Source organism: Streptomyces sp. NPDC004266 (genome assembly GCF_042874095.1).
Classification (GTDB): Bacteria; Actinomycetota; Actinomycetes; order Streptomycetales; family Streptomycetaceae; genus Streptomyces.
Genome location: NZ_JBIAMM010000020.1, coordinates 14,394 through 34,029, shown reverse-complemented (window position 1 = coordinate 34,029; position 19,636 = coordinate 14,394). Strand labels below are relative to the sequence as shown.

The window sequence follows — 19,636 nt, the reverse complement described above, 5'->3', positions numbered from 1 at the left end:
CCGTGGACGGGCCGCACCCACCCGCCCGCTCGGGATAGCGTGGTGCGCGCACACGAACGGGAACCGGCGGCGAGGAGCAGGACACATGCGGGGTGGGGCGGCATCGTGAGGCTCCTGCACACCTCGGACTGGCATCTCGGCCGGTCCTTCCACCGCGTCGGTCTCCTCGACGCCCAGGCCGCCTTCCTCGACCACCTCGTGGCGACCGTCCACGCGCACGACGTGGACGCCGTCCTCGTCGCCGGGGACGTCTACGACCGGGCCGTGCCCCCGCTGCCCGCCGTCGAGCTCTTCGACACCGCGCTGCACCGCCTCGCCGAGGCCGGGGTGCCCACCGTCATGATCTCGGGCAACCACGACTCCGCCCGCCGCCTCGGCGTCGGCGCCGGACTCATCGAGCGGGCCGGCATCCACCTCCGTACCGACCCCGACGGCATCGGCACCCCCGTCCTCCTCTCCGACGCCCACGGCGAGGTCGCCCTCTACGGGCTGCCCTACCTCGAACCCGTGCTCGTCCGCGAACGGCTCGGCGCCGGGAAGGGCGGCCACGAGGCCGTCCTCGCCGCCGCCATGGACCGGGTCCGCGCAGACCTCGCCCGCCGACCCGCCGGCACCCGCTCCGTCGTGGTCGCCCACGCCTTCGTCGCGGGCGGCGCGCCGAGCGACAGCGAGCGGGACATCACGGTCGGCGGCGTCGCCGCCGTCCCCGCCGGGATCTTCGACGGCGTCGACTACGTCGCCCTCGGTCACCTCCACGGCAGCCAGACCCTCACCCCGCGCGTCCGCTACTCCGGCTCCCCCCTCGCCTACTCGTTCTCCGAGGCCGACCACCGCAAGAGCATGTGGCTGATCGACCTGGGCCCCGGCGGTCCCGACGGGGCGATCACCGGCGACGCACGCCTCGACTGCCCCGTCCCGCGCCCCCTCGCCCGCATCCGGGGACGGCTCGACGACCTCCTCGCCGACCCCGCGCTCACCCCGCACGAGCAGTCCTGGGTCGAGGCCACCCTCACCGACCCCGTGCGGCCCGCCGAGCCCATGGCCCGGCTCGCCGAGCGCTTCCCGCACACCCTCAACCTGGTCTTCGACCCCGAGCGGACCTCGGACGACCCCGGCGCCTCCTACGCCCAGCGGCTCCGGGACCGCAGCGACCAGCAGATCGCGGAGGACTTCGTGGCCCACGTGCGCGGCGGCGCCCTCGACGGCGCCGAACGGACGGTCCTGTACGGCGCGTTCGACGACGTCCGCGTCGACACGGCCGAGCGCGAGGTGGGCCGGTGAGGCTGCACCGCCTGGAGATCACCGCCTTCGGCCCGTTCGGCACCACGCAGAGGATCGACTTCGACGCGCTGTCCTCCGCCGGCCTCTTCCTCCTCCACGGGCCGACCGGCGCCGGCAAGACCTCCGTCCTCGACGCCGTCTGCTTCGCCCTGTACGGAAGCGTGCCCGGCGTCCGCCAGACCCCCGGCACCTCCCTGCGCAGCGACCACGCCCCCGTCGGCACGTACACCGAGGTCCTCCTCGAACTGACCGTGGGGGACCGGCGGCTGGAGATCACCCGCCGCCCCGCCCAGCAGCGGCCCAAGAAGCGCGGCGGCGGCTTCACCACCGAGAAGGCGCAGACCTGGCTCCGCGAGTACGACCCGGCCACCGGCGAGTGGGCCGGCCTCAGCCGCTCCCACCAGGAGACGGGGGAGGAGATCACCCAGCTCCTCGGCATGAGCCGCGAGCAGTTCTGCCAGGTCGTCCTCCTCCCGCAGGGCGACTTCGCCCGCTTCCTGCGCGCCGACGCCGAGGCCCGGGGCAGACTCCTCGGCCGTCTCTTCGACACCCGCCGCTTCGCCGCCGTCGAGGAACGCCTCGCCGAACTGCGCCGCACCGCCCAGCAGCAGGTCGAGGACGGGGACGCGCGGCTGCTCACCCTGGCCCACCGCATGACCCAGGCCGCCGGCGGCCTCGACGCCGCCCGCACCCCCGTCGAGGGCCGGCCGGGCGACCCCGGGCTCGCCGACTCCGTCCTCACCTGGGCCGCCGTCGCCCGCACCGAGGCGCGTGAAGCCCTCGACATCGCGGACGTGCGCCTCACCGCGGCCGAGGCCGCCCGGGAGGCCGCGCGCGCCGCCCTCGACGCGGAGAACGACCTCGCCGCCCGGCAGGCCCGGCACGCCGACGCCCTCCGGCGCCGTGAACGGCTCACCGAGCAGGTCCCCGAGCGCGACCGCCTCCAGCACGCCCTCGACCGGGGCCTCAAGGCCGACCGGGTGGCCCCCGCCCTCGGACTGCGCCGCGACGCCGAGCGCGAGCACGCCGCCGCGCACGCCGCCCGCGAGCGCGCCCGCGCCCTGCTGCCCCCCGACCTCGCCGAGGCCGGCGCCGAACACCTCTCCGCCCTCGAACACCGACTGCGCGAGGAGCTCGGCGGCCTCGAAGCGGCCCGCCGCGCCGAGCGCCGCGCGGCCGCCGTCGCCGAGGAACGCGCCGTACTCGCCCGGGAGGCGCGCGCCGACGAGGACGTCCTCCGGGACGCGGCCGACTGGCTCGCCGGCTGGGAACCGCGCCGCACGGCCCTCGCCGAACGCGTCGAGGCCGCCCGCGACGCCGCCGCCCGCGCCGAACACCTCGCGGGCCGGCTGGAGCCCGCCCGCCGCAGGCTCGCCGCCGCCCGCCGCCGCGACTCCCTCGCCCAGGACGCCCGGGCGGCCGAGGCACGCCTCGCGGAGGCCCGCGAGCGGCGCAACGCGGCCCACGAGAGCTGGCTCGACGTCAAGTCCCGCCGCCTGGAGGGCATCGCCGCCGAACTCGCGGTCGCCCTCACCCCGGGCGACCCCTGCCAGGTCTGCGGCTCCACCGACCACCCGGCCCCCGCCCGCACCACCGCCGGCCACGTCGACCGCGCCACGGAGGACGCCGCCTACGCGGCCTACAGCCGCGCCGAGGAGACCCGCACGGCCGCCGAACGCGAACTCGCCGTCACTCGCGAGTCCTGGTCCGCGGCCCGCACGGAGGTCCTGGCGGGTGCCGAACCCGGTGCGTCCGATCCCGAGGCGGGCGAACTGGCGGGCGAGGTCGAGGAGTTGGCCCGGCTGCACGCCGAGGCGCACGCGCTCGCCGGGCAGACGCACGGCGCGCGCGAGGCACTCGCGCGGGCCGAGCGGGAGCACGAGGAGCGGGTGGCCGCGCAGCGCGAGGCCGAGCGGCGGGTCGCCGCCCGGACCTCGCGACGGGAGGCGCTGGAGCGGGAGCAGTCGGCGCTCGACGAGGAACTCGCCCGGGGACGCGGCGCGTTCGCCGGCGTGGCCGAACACGCCACCCGCCTGGAGCGGCGGATCGCCCTCCTGGTCGACGCCGCCGGAGCCGTACGCACCGCCGAACTCGCCGCCCGGCGCCTCAAGGAGGCCGACGACCGGCTCGCCGACGCCGCCTACCGGGCGGGCTTCGCCACCCCGGCCGAGGCCGCCGGCGCCCTCCTCGGCGAGGGCGCGCGCCGCGACCTCCAGCAGCGCGTGGACGCCTGGCGGGCCGAGGCCGCCGCCGTCGCGGACCGGCTCGCCGAGCCCGGCACCGCCGAGGCCGCCGCCCGGCCGCCCGCCGACCCCGCCGCCGCGGCGGCCGCGCACACCACGGCCGAACGCGCCCTCCGCGAGGCCGACTCCGCCCTGGCCGCCGCCCGCGAGCGGGCCACCGGACTCGCCGGGCTCTCCCGGCAGGCCCTCACCGAGGTCCGCCGCCTCGGGCCGCTGCGCGAGGAGTACGACCGGGTGGCCCGGCTCGCCGCCCTCACCGCCGGCACCTCCGCGGAGAACGAGCGCCGGATGCGCCTGGAGTCGTACGTGCTCGCCGCCCGGCTCGAACAGGTCGCGGCGGCCGCGAGCGCCCGCCTCCAGCGCATGTCCTCGGGCCGCTACACCCTCGTCCACTCCGACGCCCGCTCCGGCGGCAAGCGGTCCGGCCTCGGCCTGCACGTCGTCGACGCCTGGACCGGCAACGAACGCGACACGGCCACGCTCTCCGGCGGCGAGACCTTCTTCGCCTCGCTCGCGCTCGCCCTCGGCCTCGCCGACGTCGTCACCGACGAGGCCGGCGGCGTCAGGCTCGACACCCTCTTCATCGACGAGGGCTTCGGCAGCCTCGACGAGCAGACGCTCGACGAGGTCCTCGACGTCCTCGACTCGCTGCGCGAGCGGGACCGCAGCGTCGGCATCGTCAGCCACGTCGGCGACCTGCGCCGCCGGATCCCGGCCCAGCTGGAGGTCGTCAAGGCACGACAGGGCTCGGCGGTGCGGCTGCGCACCGGAGGGGACGCGCTCAGCGGCTGAGGGAGCGGCGGGGCAGCGGCGAGGAGTAGACGATGCTGGTGGTCACGGCGCCGAGCGTGGCGACCTTCCCGGTGATCCCCTCCAGGTGCTTCATGGAGCGGGCCGCGACCTTGAGCACGAAGCAGTCGTCGCCGGTGACGTGATGGGCCTCCAGGACCTCGGGCGTGGTGTCCAGCAGGTCGTGGAAGGGCTTGTAGTTGCCGTGCGGGTAGCGCAGCCGCACGAAGGCGAGGATGGGCAGGCCCAGGCGGTCCTGGTCGACGATCGCCGTGTAGCCCGTGATCACCCCGGCGTCCTCCAGGCGCCGCACCCGTTCGGTCACCGCGGACGGCGACATCGACACGGCGCGGGCGAGCTCGGCGAAGCTGGCGCGGCCCTCGGACTGGAGCGCTTCGAGGATGCGCCAGTCGGTGGCGTCCGGGGTGTATGCGGTGCTCATGGGGGAGAGCGTGCAGGGGAATCCCCGGTCGATCAAGCGATCGGCCGGGGATTCTCACCAGGCGAAAGGCTCAGAGGCGGGAGATCTCGTCCACCAGGTCGTCCAGGCCGAGGGGCCCCTGCGAGAGGGCCGCCATGTGCCAGGCCTTCGCGTCGAACGCCTCGCCGTGCGCGGCCCGCGCGTTGGCCCGGCCGAGCAGCCATGCGCGCTCGCCCAGCTTGTAGCCGATCGCCTGGCCGGGCATGGAGAGATAGCGGGTCATCTCGCTCTCCACGAACGACGGCGGGCGGCTGCTGTGCAGCTGGAAGAACTCCTGGGCGAGCTCCGGCGTCCACCGCTCGCCCGGGTGGAAGGGCGACTCCGCGGGGATCTCCAGGCCGAGGTGCATGCCGATGTCCACGATCACCCGGCACGCGCGCATCATCTGGCCGTCCAGGTAGCCGAGGCGCCGCTCCGCGTCGGGCAGGAAGCCCAGTTCGTCCATCAGGCGCTCGGCGTACAGCGCCCAGCCCTCCGAGTTCGCGCTGACCTTCCCGATGGTCGCCTGGTAGCGGGAGAGCCGGTCGGCGACGTGCGCCCACTGCGCGATCTGCAGGTGGTGGCCGGGGACGCCCTCGTGGTACCAGGTCGACACCAGGTCGTAGACCGGGAAGCGGGTCGTGCCGTCCACGGGCAGCCAGGTGCGGCCGGGGCGCGAGAAGTCCTCGGAGGGACCGGTGTAGTACGGCGCCGCGGCGCCGCCGGGCGGCGCGATCCGGGACTCCACCCGCCGTACCCGCTCCGCGAGTTCGAAGTGGTGGCCGTCGAGCGCCTCGATCGCCTCGTCCATCAGCTCCTGGAGCCAGACCCGGACCTCCTCCACGCCCTCGATGTGCGTGCCGTGCTCGTCGAGGTGGGCGAGCGCCTCCCAGGGGCCCGCGCCCGGCAGGATCCGCTCGGCCTCGGTCCGCATCTCGCCGAGGAGCCGGTGGTACTCGCTCCAGCCGTACGCGTACGCCTGGTCGAGGTCCAGATCGGTGCCGTTGAAGAAACGGGTCCAGCGCTGGTAGCGCTCGCGGCCCACCGTGTTCGGCGCGTCGGCCACGGCCGGGGCGTACACGTCCCGCATCCAGTCCCGCAGCGCCCCGACGGCGGCGGTGGCGCCCTTCGCGGCCGTCTCCAGCTCGGCCCTCAGCTCCCCGGGGAGCGTGGCGGGGCCGGCGGCGGCGAACTCCTCGAACCAGCCCGGCTTCCCGTTCTCCCCGCCCGCCCACTCGGTGAGCTGCTCGACGAACGTGGCGGTGGGGCGCGGGCCGCCGAAGAGCCTGCGCTCCAGGCCCAGCGCGAGGGAGGCGCGGTAGCCGTCGAGCGCGGCCGGGACCGCGCGCAGCCGGGCGGCGACGGCCGTCCAGTCCTCCTCGGTCTCCGTCGGCATGACGGTGAAGACGATGCGGACGCTGTGGGCGGGCGAGCGCATGTTGCTGACCGTGCGGAGGTTCTCCTCGGCCTCGTGCATGGCCAGTTCCGCCGTCAGCCGCTCCCGCAGCAGCCGGGCGCAGCGCCGCTCGGCGTCGCTGTCCGCGCCCGGTGCCCGCTCGGCCTCGTCGAGCCGGGCGAGCGTGCGGCGGGCGAGGTCGGCCACCGCCCGCTGGCCGGCGGGCGAGAAGTCCGGCAGCAGTCCGGCGCTCTCCTTGACTCCCAGGTACGTACCGGTGATCGGGTCGAGGGCGATGAGTGCGTCGACGTGGTCGTCGGCGACCTGGCGGGGCAGCGCGCTGCTGGAAGTGTCTGGCATGGGGGTCATCCTGGCGCCTCCGGCGGGCCCGCGTCACCCTCGTCAGGCCTCAGTCGGCTGACAAGGAAGGGCCGGGGGAGGGCGGCAGCAGAGGGCCGCATTCCCACTGCTGGAAGATCAGCCGGGTCTCGACGCGGGCCACCTCGCGGCGCGAGGTGAACTCGTCGAGGACGAGACGCTGCAGGTCGGCGGGGTCCGCCACGGCCACGTGGACGAGGTAGTCGTCGGGACCGGTGAGGTGGAACAGCGCCCGGGACTCGGGGAGGGCCCGGATCCGGTCGACGAACGGACCGATCAGTTCACGCCGGTGGGGGCGGACCTGGACGAGAAGCAGCGCTTCGAGTCCACGCCCGAGTTTGGCCGGATCCAGTCGTAGCTGGTGTCCGAGGATCACCCCGGTGCGGCGCAGCCGTGCCACCCGGTCGAGGCAGGTGGAGGGTGCGACCCCGACCTCGGCGGCGAGTTCGCGGTAGGTGCTCCGGGCGTCGTTCTGCAGGAGGCGAAGAATGTGCAGATCGACCGCGTCCAGTACGACAGAATCGGCCATCTGGCGAACGTAACACGGTGAAGTGACGCTACTTCCCGGTATCCGTTCACAGTGCCGCCATGGACGCCATGGATCACGGCCTCTCGGTCATCCCGAGGGCCCTTGCCACCGAAGCCGTGCACGCCGGCCGCGAGGACCTCGCCGGACTCGGACTGCACGCCCCGCCGATCGACCTGTCCACCACCTACCCCTCGTACGACGCCCGGGCCGAGGCCGCCCGGATCGACGAGTTCGCCACCACCGGTGCCCGGCTCGACGGCCCGCCCGTCTACGCCCGGCTGGACAACCCGACCGTGGCCCGCTTCGAGGAGGCCCTCGCCCGTCTGGAGGGCGCCGAGGCCGCCGTCGCCTTCGCCAGCGGCATGGCCGCCGTCACCGCCGTGCTCCTCGCCCGGGCGAGCCAGGGGCTGCGGCACGTCGTCGCGGTCCGTCCGCTGTACGGCTGCAGCGACCACCTCCTCGACGCCGGGCTGCTCGGCACCGAGGTGACCTGGACCGACCCGGCGGGCATCGCCGACGCGATCCGGCCCGACACCGGCCTCGTCATGGTCGAGTCGCCCGCCAACCCGACGCTCGCCGAGGCCGACGTCCGGGCCATCGCCCACTCCTGCGGCTCCGTCCCGCTGCTCGTCGACAACACCTTCGCCACGCCGGTGCTCCAGCGCCCCGTCGAGCAGGGCGCGCGCATCGTGCTGCACAGCGCCACCAAGTACCTGGGCGGCCACGGCGACGTCATGGGCGGAGTCGTCGCCTGCGACGAGGAGTTCGCCCGTACCCTCCGTCAGGTCCGTTTCGCCACCGGCGGGGTGCTCCACCCCCTCGCCGGATACCTGCTGCTGCGGGGTCTCTCCACCCTGCCGGTACGGGTCGGGGCGGCGTCCTCGACGGCCGCGGAGCTGGTCCGGCGGCTCGCCGTCGACCCCCGCGTCGCCCGCGTCCACTACCCGCGGATCGGCGGGGCGATGATCGCCTTCGAGGTGTACGGGGAGCCGCACGACGTGATCGCCGGCGTGCGGCTCATCACCCCGGCGGTCAGCCTCGGCAGCGTCGACACCCTCATCCAGCACCCGGCCTCCATCAGCCACCGGATCGTGGCCGAGGGAGACCGGCGCTCCGCGGGCGTCAACGACCGGCTGCTGCGGATGTCGGTGGGCCTGGAGGACGTCGAGGACCTGTGGCGCGACCTGACCCAGGCGCTCAGCGCTCCGCCGGCCGGGTCCCTTCGCGCGGCTGCTCCTGCCGTGCCCGGACAGCCGGTCGCGACGCCGGGGACAGCCGGGCGGTGATCACCAGGGTGCCCTCCTCGATCTGGTAGTCGAGGGGGAGGTTCAGCGCCCGCATCGCGGCCACCATCCCCGTGTTGGAGGACTGCGTCACGGCGTACACGCTGTCGCATCCGGTCTCCTCGGCCATCGCCACCAGTCGGCCGAGGAGCTCGGAGCCGATGCCGCGCCGCTGCCAGTCGTCCTCGACGAGGAGGGCGACCTCCGTCTCGTCGCCGTCCCACAGCAGGTGGCCGAGGGCGACGAGGCGGCCGGAGGCCGTCTGCACGGCGAGGGTGCGGCCGAAGCGGGGGCTGAGCAGGTGGTCGAGGTAGCGGTCGGCGTCGCCGACGGGGCCGTGGTAGCGCAGCCCCAGGGTGCGGGCGGAGCAGCGGTCGTGCATGGCGCGCGCGGCGGGCAGGTCGCGCTGGTCGGCGCGGCGGACGGTGATCTCGTTGCCCTCCGGCAGGGTCAGCACGTCCTGGCTGCGCGGGACGCGGGGCCCGAGCCGGGCGTCGAGCTCGACGAGGGCGCGGGCCCGGGCGAACTCGGTCGGGGTGAAGGGCAGATGGGGCCGCTCGACGACGAGGGTGCCGCCGTGCGGGTCGCGCAGCCGCATCACGGTCTCCTCCAGGACGCCTTCGACCGGGGCCTGTTCACCGGTGGGGCGACCGGTCAGCGAGACCGCCGGCACCGAGTGGAGGGTGCAGCGGCCGAGGAGCTGCCGCAGCGCGAGCGGCAGTTCGGCCGCGTCGAGCGCGGTACGGGTGGCGAGCCCCAGGACCCGGGTGGGGGCGTCCACCAGGTCGTGGGCGTCGGCCCGCTCGGTCCAGGTGTCGCGGCCGCCGGCCGCTGCCGTCTCGCGGGCGAGGGCCCGCGCGGAGAGGCCGGCGGGGGCGCGCAGCAGGAACTCGTCGACCGTGCCGTCGGCGAGCGGATGGGTCTGGAGGGTGAGGATGTCCACGCCCAGGCGGGCGAGGGCCGTGCACAGCGCGGCGAGGCTGCCCGGCGTGTCCGCGACGGTGGTCCGCATCCGCCACAGCGTCGTCTCGGCCGGCGCTCCGGACTCCCCCTCCGTCTCCTGGTCGTTCTCCGGGGACCTGCTCGGGGCCGGCACGTCCGTGGTGGGGCGCCCGCCGGTGTGACCGGCGGGCGGGGCATGGTCGGCATGACTGCGCCTGCGCGCCCACCAGGTGTGGAACGCGGCGGTGGCGACCAGCGTGATCGCGGAGAAGACCAGGAGGTAGGGGCCGTCGGGGCCCTTGACGATGGTCTTGGCGATCGTGTCGGCCACCACCACGGCGGTGAACAGGGCGGCGAGCTCGATCAGGTCGTGCCGCCAGTGGTGCGGACTGCGGGCGCTCTTCGAAGACGTCACATCGGTCATGACTTCACTGTGACCCAGCGGTGTTGCGTGATCGCGAACGCTTTGTGACTGACGGGTTAAGTGCCGATCTGTTGACTTAAATTCCGATTCGGACCGTTTCTGGCAGAGGCTGATCGACCCCCTGACGGAGTGCGCCCAGCAGCCGCCCGGCCTGCACCACCAGCTGCGAAGAACCCCGCCCCGAGGCGAGCGTTTCGAGCCCGGCGACCTCCCCGCGGGCCCCGCACCGCTCCACGCAGTCGGCGGCCACCGCGAGGACCTCGCCGAGCCCCCGCACCGGCTGCGCCGGGGCGAGCACCTCCGGAAGCATCGCCTCCAGCACTATCCAGACCGTACGGTACGCACCCGTGGCGGCCGCCGTCCGGGCCGCGTCCGCCAGCCGGTTCGGCTTCACCGAGCCCTCCGCCACCAGCCACGCCAGCTCCGTGCCCAGCCGCCGGGCGTTCAGCTCGCCCCGTGCCGCCAGGACGAGCACGCCGTCCACCGCGCGCAGCCGGTCGTCCGCGTCCACACAGCCGAGACCGAAGGCCAGGGCCAGCAGCACCGCACGGCCGACCGGCCCGTCGGCCTCGACCAGCGCGGTCAGCGGCTCGGCCGCGCCGCGCGAGTCCTCCTCGACGCAGTGCGCGAGGGTCGGCAGAAGACAGGCCGCGAGCAGCTCGCGGTCGGCCGGCAGCACCGGGGCCCACTGCGCCCGGCCCTCCACCCGGTGGCGGCAGCGGCGGGAGGCCGCCTCCGGAGCGCCGCCGAGCCACTGGAAGGCGGGCGGGAACTCCGCCCGGACCGTCCGGTGCTCGCCGAGATCGACCACGATCCGGTCGATCGGCCACCACCTCTCCGACGTCCCGTCCTCGTCCCGGGGGAGGAACCGCACGGTCGCCCCCACGGACGTCTCCTCGCGCAGCCAGGCGGCGAGCCGCCGGCCGGCCGGAGTGCCGAGCGCCGCCGCCTCCTCGGCCGCCCGCCCGGCCGACGGGTCGGCCCGCAGCACCCGCACCAGGGCCTGGGCGAGATCGGCCGGAGCGGGCTCGGCACCGGAGTCCCGGTACTCCCGCAGCCGTTCCACCAGGACCCGGGGATCGATCGCCCCCGTGCTCCAGGTCGGCGTGGCGAGGAGGAACGGCAGCGCGTCCGTGCCGACGAGGCCGGCGGCCTCCCGCAGCCGGGCGTCGAGCACCCCCGACAGGGCCTCGTGGAGACAGGAGCCCGGGCCGGGGTCCCGGTCCCGGTCCCGGTCCCGGCGGAAGTCGACCGGCGCCGGATCCAGCAGCCCCGCGAGCACCACGTGGATCCCCTGGGCCTCGCGCGTGGGGGAGTGGGCCCCCTGCTCCCGGTGGGACCGGGGAAAGGCCTCCCGCACCGCCTCCACCACGGCCGCCCGGTCCCGGTGCGCATGCCTCACCAGACCGTCGAGCGCCCGCTCGAACGCCGCGGGCTCCTCCGAGAGCCGCTTCACCACCAGCTGCGCCACCAGCTCCTCGACCGTCGTCGCCGGGGGCGCGAGCCGCTGCGCCTCCGGCAGCGGCGGCAGGATCTCCTCGTACGGAAGAGCCGTCCCCAGCCCCAGGTCCGCGCCGAACAGCTCCTCGGCGGCCTGCCGGTGCATCGGGCTCAGCAGGCCGGCGGCCTCCGCGAGCTCGCGCCGCACCTCGGCGTCCACGGACGGCAGATGACGGCCGACCAGCTTGAGGGCCCGCTCCTGCACACCGGTGTCCTCGCTCCCGAAGGCCTCCGTCACGGCGGGCAGCAGCTCCCCGGCCGCGCCCGGCTCCTCGGCCAGCACCCTGCCGACCAGCGCCAACTGGGCCCGCACCAGCTTCTTCTCGGTACGGAAGAGGACACCGGCCGTCATCTCGGCCAGCGCCCCGGCCGGCAGCGCCCCCGCCGAGGCGAGCTCCGCCAGCACGTCCTGCGCGTACCCGGCGACGAGCGAGGGCGCGTCGGACGCGATGCCGACCCAGTCCGGGATCCGCTCCCGCAGCTCCTCCGCCTCCGGTTCGAGCAGCCGCACCACCTCCAGCGGGAGGCGCAGACTCCGGGCGGGGCCGCCGCGCAGCAGCCGGGACACGCACACGTCCAGGACCCGGGCCCGGTCCAGGACCCCCTCCTCGACGAGCGTCAGCAGGGCCGTGGGCCAGTACCTCCGCGGCCGGCGGCCGAGAGCACGGGACGGCGGCTCGGGGGGCTCGGCCATCGCGAGGGCGTGGGCCACCAGGACCGGCGTCTGCGGATCCTCGCGGAGCCGCTCCACGAGCCGGTCGTCGGTGACGTGCCGGGTCCAGGCGGTGACGTAGCCGTCGGTGGGCGCAACCGTGTACCCGGAGCGGGCCACGAGCCCGTGGAGCAGCGTGTAGCTGTTCTCCGCCACCGCCCGGCGCCCGGCCAGACGCCCCGCCAGGTCCGCCGCCCACTCCGGGTCCCGGTCGCCGAGCGCCCGGAGAACGAGGGCGCCGTCCTCCTCCCTGATCGGCAGCTCGCGCGCGCCGAGCCAGCTCGCGGCCGCCGCGGCCGTCGGGAGGCAGCCGGCGCCCGCCGCGTACAGCGCGCCGCGGACGAGGTTCGGCAGGGGCGGGGGCGGCGCCCACTTCCCGGCGCGCACCTCCGCGCGCAGCGCCTTGAGGCGGGTGAGCGCGACCTTGCGCGCGGCGGCGTCCAGCGGCTCCAGAAGGCCCGGCACCGCCTCGGCCCGCCCCTCGCGCACGGCGGCGAGCAGCTCCTCGACCCCGGCCCGGCCCCTCCCGCCGCCGGTGCCGCCGTCGGCACCGGCCGGGGCGTCGTCAGCCGTGTGGCTCACCGCGCCGTCGTTCTCGTCGGTCGCCGCTTCCCCGGCCGTCCCGGTCGCCATGCTCTTCCCCGTCCCGTTCTCCATGGTGCTCCCCCGCAGTCCGCCGGAGCCCGTGGGCTCCGGCGGGGACGGGCGAAGACAGGCGAGCGCCTGTACGGATCGCGTCATGGGTACGACGGTAGGACCCCGCACCGACAATCACCCGGGACGGACCTCCGCACGCCTCTGACCTGCGGTTACTGTCCGACCTGGCCAGGCTGGAGCACCTTGCTGAACAGCACCGTGCCGCCCTCGGCCCGCAGCCGTACGGTCAGCTCTCCGCTGTGGCCGTCGACGTCGACCTCGCCGAAGTACTGCGGGCTCTCCATCGGCGACAGGTTCCCCCGCTCCGGCGCCCGCACGAACACCCGCTCCGGGCCGAACGTGGCGTCCAGGGCGCTCGCCGGGAACCCGCCCGCCGCCAGCGGCCCGGACACGAACTCCCAGAAGGGGGCGAAGTCCCGGAAGGCCGCCCGCTCCGGCGCGTAGTGCTGCGCCGAGGTGTGGTGGACGTCCGCCGTCAGCCACACCGTGCCGGTGATCCGCCGGTGCTTCACGAACCGCAGCAGCTCCGCGATCTGGAGCTCCCGGCCCAGCGGAGCACCCGGATCGCCCTGCGCGACCGCCTCGAAGTTCGCCGCGCCGTCCGGGACGACCAGGCCGATCGGCATGTCCGCCGCGAGCACCTTCCACACCGCCCGGGACGCGGCCAGCTCCCGCTTGAGCCACGCCAGCTGCTCGGCGCCGAGGATGCCGGTGGTGTCGTCGGCCTGACGACCGGGTGAGTTGGCGTTCCGGTACGAGCGCATGTCGAGCACGAACACGTCGAGCAGCGGCCCGTACCGCACCACCCGGTGCATCCGCCGCTCGCGCCCCTCCCCGCGCGCGTGGAGCGTGGAGACCGGGAAGTACTCGCCGAACGCCCGCGAGGCCCGGGCCGCCAGGACGTCCACGTCCTTCTCCGTGTAGCGGGGGTCGTCCAGGATCTGCCCCGGGTACCAGTTGTTCCGCACCTCGTGGTCGTCCCACTGCACCACCGACGGCACCTGTGCGTTGAAGGCCCGGACGTTGTGGTCGAGGAGGTTGTAGCGGAAGTTGCCCCGGTACTCGTCGAGGGTCTCGGCGACCTTCGACTTCTCCGGCGTCGTGACGTTCCGCCAGACCCGTCCGTCCGGCAGGGTCACGCTCGGCTGGATGACCCCGTCGGCGTAGATCGTGTCGCCGCTGCACAGGAAGAAGTCCGGGTCGAGCCGGCGCATCTCCTCGTACGCCCGGAAGCCCCCGATGTCCGGGTTGATGCCCCAGCCCTGCCCCGCGATGTCCCCGGACCACAGGAAGCGGACCCCGTCGCGGCGCCGGTCCGGGGCCGTGCGGAAGGTGCCGAGGACCGGCTCGCCCGCCCGGCGCGGATCGTCCGGGTCGAGGAGGGTGACCCGGTAGTGGATCTGCTCGCCGGCCGGCAGGCCGCGCAGCGCGGTCGTGCCGGTGAAGTCCGTGCCCGGGCCGATCAGCGGCCCGAAGTGGCGGCGCGCGTGCCGGAAGGACTCGGTCGCCGACGTCTCCACGAGCATCCGCGCCGGCCGGTCCGAGCGCACCCACACCAGACCGGAGGAGGCCGTGACGTCACCCGCCTGCACGCCCCACTCGGCCCGGGGCCGCCCCGAGAGCGCGAACGCGGGGGCGGCGAGACCGGTGCCGCCGAGGGCCAGCGCCGCCGAGGCGGCCAGCGAGCCGCGCAGAAGGCCGCGCCGGGCGGGGGAGGGTGAAGAGCCGGACAGGGAAAGGGACATGAAAGGGCCTCCGGGGTCGGTCGTTCCGGTCGCGGGCGGCGCGCCGTGTCCGTGCCTGCCGGCTCGGGGCGCGCCGCCCCATGCCTAACGGCCGGGTGCGGCGGCCACACGAACCCCGCGTGAACAGATCGCCCTCCTGGCGGCTGCGGAGCTCGGATCCTGGATCCAGGGCATGGCATCCCAGACCCAGGTCATCGCACCTTGGACCCAGGACATCGGATCCCGGATCCAGGACATCGGATCCCGAAACCCCGACCCGGACCCCGCCTCATTCCCTCCCGCACCCCTCCGCCACCAGCCTGACCCCGGTGCCGATGGCCGAAGGGGCCAGGTGCGCGTACCCGATGACGAGCCGTACGTCCCCGTCGGCCGGCCGGGCGGTGCCGTACTCCTCCAGAGACCGCAGTGCCACTCCCGCCTCCGCCGCCCGCGCGAGGAACCGCTCCGGGGGTCCGAACCGGGCCGGTACGCGCGCGATGACGTGGAGTCCGGCCGCGATGCCGCTCACCCGAGTGCCGGGCAGGTGCTCCGCGAGGGCGGCGAGCAGCGCGTCCCGCCGCTCCCGGTAGGCGCGTTGGCAGCGGCGCAGCTGACGGTCGTACCCGCCGCGCCTCACGAACTCCGCGAGGACGGCCTGGTCGAGCACGGGATTGCCGAGGTCCATCGTCCGCTTGCGTTCGACGACCTCGTCGAGCAGCGCCTCCGGGACGAGCATCCAGCCGAGCCGCAGTCCGGGGGCCAGGGACTTGCTGACCGAGCCCGTGTAGGCGACCCGCTCGGGGTCGAGTCCCTGGAGCGCGCCGACGGGGGCGCGGTCGTAGCGGAAGTCGCCGTCGTAGTCGTCCTCCAGGACGTAGCCGTCCACGGCGCGCGCCCAGTCGAGGAGCGAGGCCCTGCGCTCCGCCGACCAGCTGATGCCGGAGGGGAACTGGTGAGAGGGCGTCACGACGACCGCCCGCACCCCGGAGCCGGCGAGCGGCCCCGGCCGCAGCCCCTCCTCGTCCAGCGGCAGCCACACCGTCTCCAGGCCGGTCGAGGCGAACAGGCGCCCGTGCTCCGGGCTGCCGGGATCCTCGATCCCGACCCGACGCAGTCCACGCGCGCGCAGGACGAAGCCCAGCAGCGTCGAGGCCTGCGCCACGCCCGAACAGACCACGAGCCGCTCCGGATCGGCCACCACTCCCCGCCGCCGCGCCAGCATCGCGGCCAGCGCCTCGCGCAGCTCGGGGAGGCCGCGCGGGTCCGGGTAGCCGAGCGCCGGGTGGGGGAGCCGCGTGAGCACGGACCGCTGCGCCGCCGCCCACGCGCTCCTGGGGAACAGCGACAGGTCGGGGGTCCCCGGGCGGAAGTCCACCCGGACCCCGGGCTCCCCGGCGGCCAGGTCACGGGCTCCGGGCACGGCCGCTCGGGCCGCGCCGCCCACCCAGGTCCCCGCCCCCCGGTCGCTCCGCAGGTATCCCTCGGCCGTCAGCTGTTCGTACGCCTCGGTGACGAGGCCCCGCGAGACGCCGAGGTCGGCCGCGAGCGCGCGGGTCGACGGCAGTCGCGTCCCGGCCGCGAGCCGGCCCGAACGCACCGCCTCCCGCAGCGCCTCCTGCAGGGCCCGCCCCCGCCGCCGCGCCGGAGCGCCGGCGGCCGGCAGGAGCAGCTCCCAGGCCGCCTGGCCCTGGCTTCTCATCTCACGCGGCCCTTCTCGCCGTCCCCGCGCCGGGGCTCCTCGGTCCGTCCCGGTGGGACCCATGATGCCGGGGCCCGTGATCCGGCGGCTACGTCGATCGGGTGCATCGGCGGTGTGGCGTCCGCCCGTTCCGGGGCCGGTCGACTGCCATGGACGGGTGAGGGGACGCACGGGCAGCGGCCTGTTGGCACGGATCGCGAACCGGCGCGAAGCCCGGAGCGGGAGCCGGAGCGGCGCGGGCGGATCCGGAGCAGGGCGATCGGACCGCTCCCAGTGGCCCGTGCTCGTGGTGGCCGTGCTGCCCGGTCTGGCCGCGATGCTGGCGCTGTTCTTCACCTGGCGGGAAGTACGGGTCACGGAACAGGGTCAGCTCACGAGCCGGTTCAACGACGCGATCACCAACCTCGGCTCGCCGTCGCTCGACGTGCGCTTCGGCGGCATCTACGCCCTCGAGCGCATCATGCAGGACTCGCCGCGCGACCAGCCCAGGGTCGTCCAGGTCCTCTCGGCGTACGTGCGCCGCCACGCGAGCGTCCCCGCGACCGGGTTCGTGAAGGAGCCGGAGGAACCCGGGGAGGGCGGGGAGGCACCCGAACACCGCCGCCCGACGACGGACGTGACCGCCGTCGTGAACGTCCTGGCCCACCGCTCCCCCCGCCACGACGCCGGCGTCCAGGTCGACTGGAGCCGGGCGGACCTCCGCGGCCTGTCCCTGACCACCTGGGCCTTCGAGGACATCGCGAAGGTGCCCGAGGGCGGGGCGTTCCCACGCGCGCGTGCGCCTTTCGCCTACGTGAACCTCGAAGGCGCGGACCTGCGCCACGCCGACCTGTCGGGGGTCGACCTGCGGAGCGCGTTCGCGGGCGAGGCCAACCTGAGCCGGGCGCAACTCCTGCGCGTCGACCTCGGCGAGGCCGACCTGAGCTCGGCCGACCTGACCGAGGCGAACGTCATGGAGACGAACCTGGCCGGCGCGGACCTCAGCGGTGCGATCCTGCGAGGGACGTTCCTGGCGACGACGGACGTGCCCTTTCCCGTCAAGGGGGCCGATCTGTCCCGCGCCGTGCTCTGGGACGCGGATCTCACCGGCGCGAACCTCGGCGGAGCGACGCTGACGGGAGCGATCCTCGCCGACGCCGATCTGACGGGCGCGTCCCTGGTCGGCGCCCGTCTCCGCGGCGCACGGTTCAGCGCGGCCGACAGGTCGCTGCAGGCCGAGGTCGTCGCCGGCACCGTGGCGGAGAGTGCGAACCTGACCGGAGCCGACCTGCACGGCGCCGATCTGCGCGGAGCCGATCTCCGCGAGGTGAACCTGACCCGGGCGAACCTCAGGGGCGCGGACCTCACCGAAGCGGACCTCAGGGGGGCCGAGCTGACCGGAGCCGAGCTGGCCGGCGCACGTACCGAGGGGGCCCGCGGGCTGCCCGGCCCCGACGTGCCGCACCGATCCGGACCGGCGGCCGGGCCCGGCTACCGCCGCACGTCCAGGGAGAGGTGAGCGGACAGCGCGCGCAGGAAGCCGGGCGCGTCGAACATCTCGCCGGCCGAGGCGACGCCGGTCGTCCGGGTCCGGCCGGTGAGGATCCGGTGGACCGCCTCCACCGCGAGCGGCGCGCTGACGGCGTAGATGTCCCGGCCGGTGGCGACGGCCCGGCGCTCCGCGCCCCCGGAGCGGACGAGGACGTCCACGAGGAAGGTCTGCGCGGACCGGCCGCGCTCGTCGACGGCGGCCGGTGCGGGCGCGTCCGGCGCCGACAGGTCCCGGGCCGCGTCGACCGCCATGTACGTCCGTACCTCGGGCACCGCCACGTGGCTGGGGACGGTCACGACGTCGGCCATGGTGAACCCGCCGATGACGGGCCGGGTGCCCATGGGGGCGGGGAAGGGCCACTCCAGGACGGGGAGCGCCTCGTCGTGGTACTCCAGCCGGCCTCCGGTGTACCGGACGTGCCGGCCGCCGCGCCGCTCGCGGGAGACCTTGCCCGCCGCGAGGGTCCCCGCCGTGGGGTGCCAGCTGCTCAGTCCGTACGCGACGTGCACCTCGTCGGCCGTCCTCCAGTCGCCCATGGCCGTGGTGACCAGCAGGTCGCCGAGGCCGCCGTAGAAGGCCATCGCGGGGACGACCGCCGTTCCCGCGGCGCGGGCCCGGTCGGCGAAGCGCGCGAAGGCGTCGGCGTTGGCCTCGATCTCGGCGGCCACGTCCACGTACGGGATCCCGGCGCGCAGCGCGGCCTCGATCACCGGGGCACCGGTCACGGCGAAGGGCCCGGCGCAGTTGACGACGGCCGCCGCCCCGGCCAGCGCGCGGTCGAGCGAGGCGGGGTCGTCGACCGACGCCGGGCGGACGTCGAGCCCGCCGTGGGACGCGGCGAGCGTCCGCAGCCTGCCGGCGTCGCGGCCGGAGAGCACCGGCACGAAGCCCCGCTCCAGCAGTTCCGCCACCACGAAGCGCCCGGTGTGACCGTAGGCGCCGAACACCGCGACCGTCCGACCCGATTCCATGACCTCTCCCGCCGTCCCCTGTTATCGAATGTTCAACTACAGCCATCCTGGCGGCCGTTGCGGCCGACCACGAGTGTCCGGAACGCCATGCCCCGTACAATTACGGACATGGGTACGCTCGCGCTCGCCGTCACCGACGGCATGCTGCACTTCGAACTCTCCCTCGCCCACGAGGTCTTCGGCTCCGCCCCGGACGCCGTCACCGTCCCCTGGTACGACGTGACCGTCTGCGGACCGGGCCCGGTCTCGGTCGAGCGGTTCCGCCTGGAACCCGACGGCGGGCTCGACCGGCTCCCGTACGCGGACACGGTGATCGTCCCGGGCTGGGCCGACGTCGACCGGGAACCGCCCGCCGACCTGGTCGACGCGGTGCGCGCGGCCCACGAGGCGGGCGCGCGCGTGGCCTCCCTGTGCACGGGCGCCTTCGTCCTCGCCGCCGCCGGCCTCCTCGACGGACGGCGCGCCACCACGCACTGGGCGCACACCGGGACCCTGGCCGGGCGGTACGCGCGCGTGGAGGTCGATCCGGACGTGCTCTACGTGGACGAGGGCACGGTGCTCACCTCCGCCGGCAAGGCCGCCGCGATGGACCTCTGCCTGCACCTCGTCCGCCTCGACCACGGCTCGGCGATCGCCAACACGGTCGCCCGGCGCCTGGTCGTGCCCCCGCACCGGGACGGCGGACAGGCCCAGTTCGTCACCGCACCCGTGCCCACCCGGCGGGACCACCCGCTCACCGAGCTGCTGCCCTGGGCGGTCGAGCGGCTCGGTGAACCGCTGACGGTGGAGGACCTGGCCCGCCGGGCACGCATGAGCTCACGCCACCTGGGACGCCACTTCCGGGCCGCGACCGGCACCACCCCGCTGCAATGGCTGCTCACCCAGCGGATCCGCCGTGCCCAGGAGCTCCTCGAAGCCACCGACGACAGCGTCGACGCCATCGCGGAGGCCACCGGCATGGGCACCGCCACCACGCTCCGCCGCCACTTCAACCGCACCGTCGGCGTGCCCCCGGACACCTACCGCCGCACCTTCCGCTCCCGGAGCGGACCCGCCGGACGCGTCGAAAGTGGTCCCCGATGACGTGACGGAAGTGGACCTCAACCCGGGCCGCGTG

Annotated in this window: 13 protein-coding genes; 5 read left to right on the top strand and 8 right to left on the bottom strand. The window is 75.3% G+C overall.

Annotated elements, in window-relative coordinates; translation table 11 throughout:
* Nucleotides 1-105: 105 nt before the first annotated feature.
* Complete coding sequence (locus tag ACFYUZ_RS34700; RefSeq protein WP_389316068.1) at nt 106-1,281, top strand: exonuclease SbcCD subunit D; 1,176 nt, start codon at nt 106-108, stop codon at nt 1,279-1,281.
* Complete coding sequence (locus ACFYUZ_RS34695) at nt 1,278-4,316, top strand: AAA family ATPase (RefSeq protein WP_389316066.1); 3,039 nt, start codon at nt 1,278-1,280, stop codon at nt 4,314-4,316. The genes ACFYUZ_RS34700 and ACFYUZ_RS34695 overlap by 4 nt, the downstream gene beginning before the upstream one ends.
* On the opposite strand, the gene ACFYUZ_RS34690 is transcribed toward ACFYUZ_RS34695, so the two are convergent.
* The 3 genes from ACFYUZ_RS34690 to ACFYUZ_RS34680 all read right to left on the bottom strand — a co-directional run bounded on the left by ACFYUZ_RS34690 (nt 4,306) and on the right by ACFYUZ_RS34680 (nt 7,076).
* The gene (locus ACFYUZ_RS34690; protein WP_123458959.1) at nt 4,306-4,755 is read right to left on the bottom strand and encodes an Lrp/AsnC family transcriptional regulator; all 450 of its coding nucleotides are present in this window, start codon (nt 4,753-4,755) and stop codon (nt 4,306-4,308) included. The two genes, ACFYUZ_RS34695 and ACFYUZ_RS34690, sit on opposite strands and share 11 nt — an antisense overlap.
* A 70-nt stretch (nt 4,756-4,825) precedes the next feature.
* A complete protein-coding gene (locus ACFYUZ_RS34685) occupies nt 4,826-6,529 on the bottom strand; it encodes a DUF885 domain-containing protein (protein ID WP_389316064.1) in 1,704 nt (567 codons plus the stop codon).
* Between the two features lie 49 nt (nt 6,530-6,578).
* The gene (locus tag ACFYUZ_RS34680) at nt 6,579-7,076 is read right to left on the bottom strand and encodes an Lrp/AsnC family transcriptional regulator (RefSeq protein WP_030686247.1); all 498 of its coding nucleotides are present in this window, start codon (nt 7,074-7,076) and stop codon (nt 6,579-6,581) included.
* Between the two features lie 59 nt (nt 7,077-7,135).
* Between ACFYUZ_RS34680 and ACFYUZ_RS34675 the strand changes: the two genes are divergently transcribed.
* Entirely contained in the window at nt 7,136-8,362 is a 1,227-nt protein-coding gene (locus ACFYUZ_RS34675; protein ID WP_389316063.1) for a trans-sulfuration enzyme family protein, read from the top strand.
* Here ACFYUZ_RS34675 and ACFYUZ_RS34670 read toward each other — a convergent pair.
* The 4 genes from ACFYUZ_RS34670 to ACFYUZ_RS34655 all read right to left on the bottom strand — a co-directional run bounded on the left by ACFYUZ_RS34670 (nt 8,274) and on the right by ACFYUZ_RS34655 (nt 16,080).
* Nucleotides 8,274-9,725, bottom strand: a complete 1,452-nt coding sequence (locus ACFYUZ_RS34670; RefSeq protein WP_389316061.1) for a GNAT family N-acetyltransferase — start codon at nt 9,723-9,725, stop codon at nt 8,274-8,276. The genes ACFYUZ_RS34675 and ACFYUZ_RS34670 overlap by 89 nt on opposite strands.
* 76 nt (nt 9,726-9,801) lie before the next feature.
* Nucleotides 9,802-12,678: a DUF6493 family protein gene (locus ACFYUZ_RS34665; RefSeq protein ID WP_389316059.1), complete on the bottom strand. Its 2,877-nt coding sequence runs from the start codon at nt 12,676-12,678 to the stop codon at nt 9,802-9,804.
* 68 nt (nt 12,679-12,746) lie between these two features.
* Nucleotides 12,747-14,339, bottom strand: a complete 1,593-nt coding sequence (locus ACFYUZ_RS34660; RefSeq protein WP_389316057.1) for an alkaline phosphatase D family protein — start codon at nt 14,337-14,339, stop codon at nt 12,747-12,749.
* Between the two features lie 268 nt (nt 14,340-14,607).
* On the bottom strand, nt 14,608-16,080 hold the full coding sequence (locus ACFYUZ_RS34655) for a PLP-dependent aminotransferase family protein (RefSeq protein WP_389316055.1): 1,473 nt from the start codon (nt 16,078-16,080) through the stop codon (nt 14,608-14,610).
* Nucleotides 16,081-16,297: 217 nt separating this feature from the next.
* Here ACFYUZ_RS34655 and ACFYUZ_RS34650 point away from each other — a divergent pair, with 217 nt between their 5' ends.
* The gene (locus ACFYUZ_RS34650) at nt 16,298-17,515 is read left to right on the top strand and encodes a pentapeptide repeat-containing protein (protein ID WP_389316053.1); all 1,218 of its coding nucleotides are present in this window, start codon (nt 16,298-16,300) and stop codon (nt 17,513-17,515) included.
* Here ACFYUZ_RS34650 and ACFYUZ_RS34645 read toward each other — a convergent pair.
* Nucleotides 17,488-18,519 (bottom strand): saccharopine dehydrogenase family protein, encoded by a 1,032-nt coding sequence (locus ACFYUZ_RS34645; protein WP_389316051.1) that lies wholly within the window; start codon nt 18,517-18,519, stop codon nt 17,488-17,490. The genes ACFYUZ_RS34650 and ACFYUZ_RS34645 overlap by 28 nt on opposite strands.
* 108 nt (nt 18,520-18,627) lie before the next feature.
* On the opposite strand from ACFYUZ_RS34645, the gene ACFYUZ_RS34640 reads away from it, so the two are divergent.
* Entirely contained in the window at nt 18,628-19,602 is a 975-nt protein-coding gene (locus tag ACFYUZ_RS34640; protein WP_389316049.1) for a helix-turn-helix domain-containing protein, read from the top strand.
* Nucleotides 19,603-19,636 lie beyond the last annotated feature (34 nt).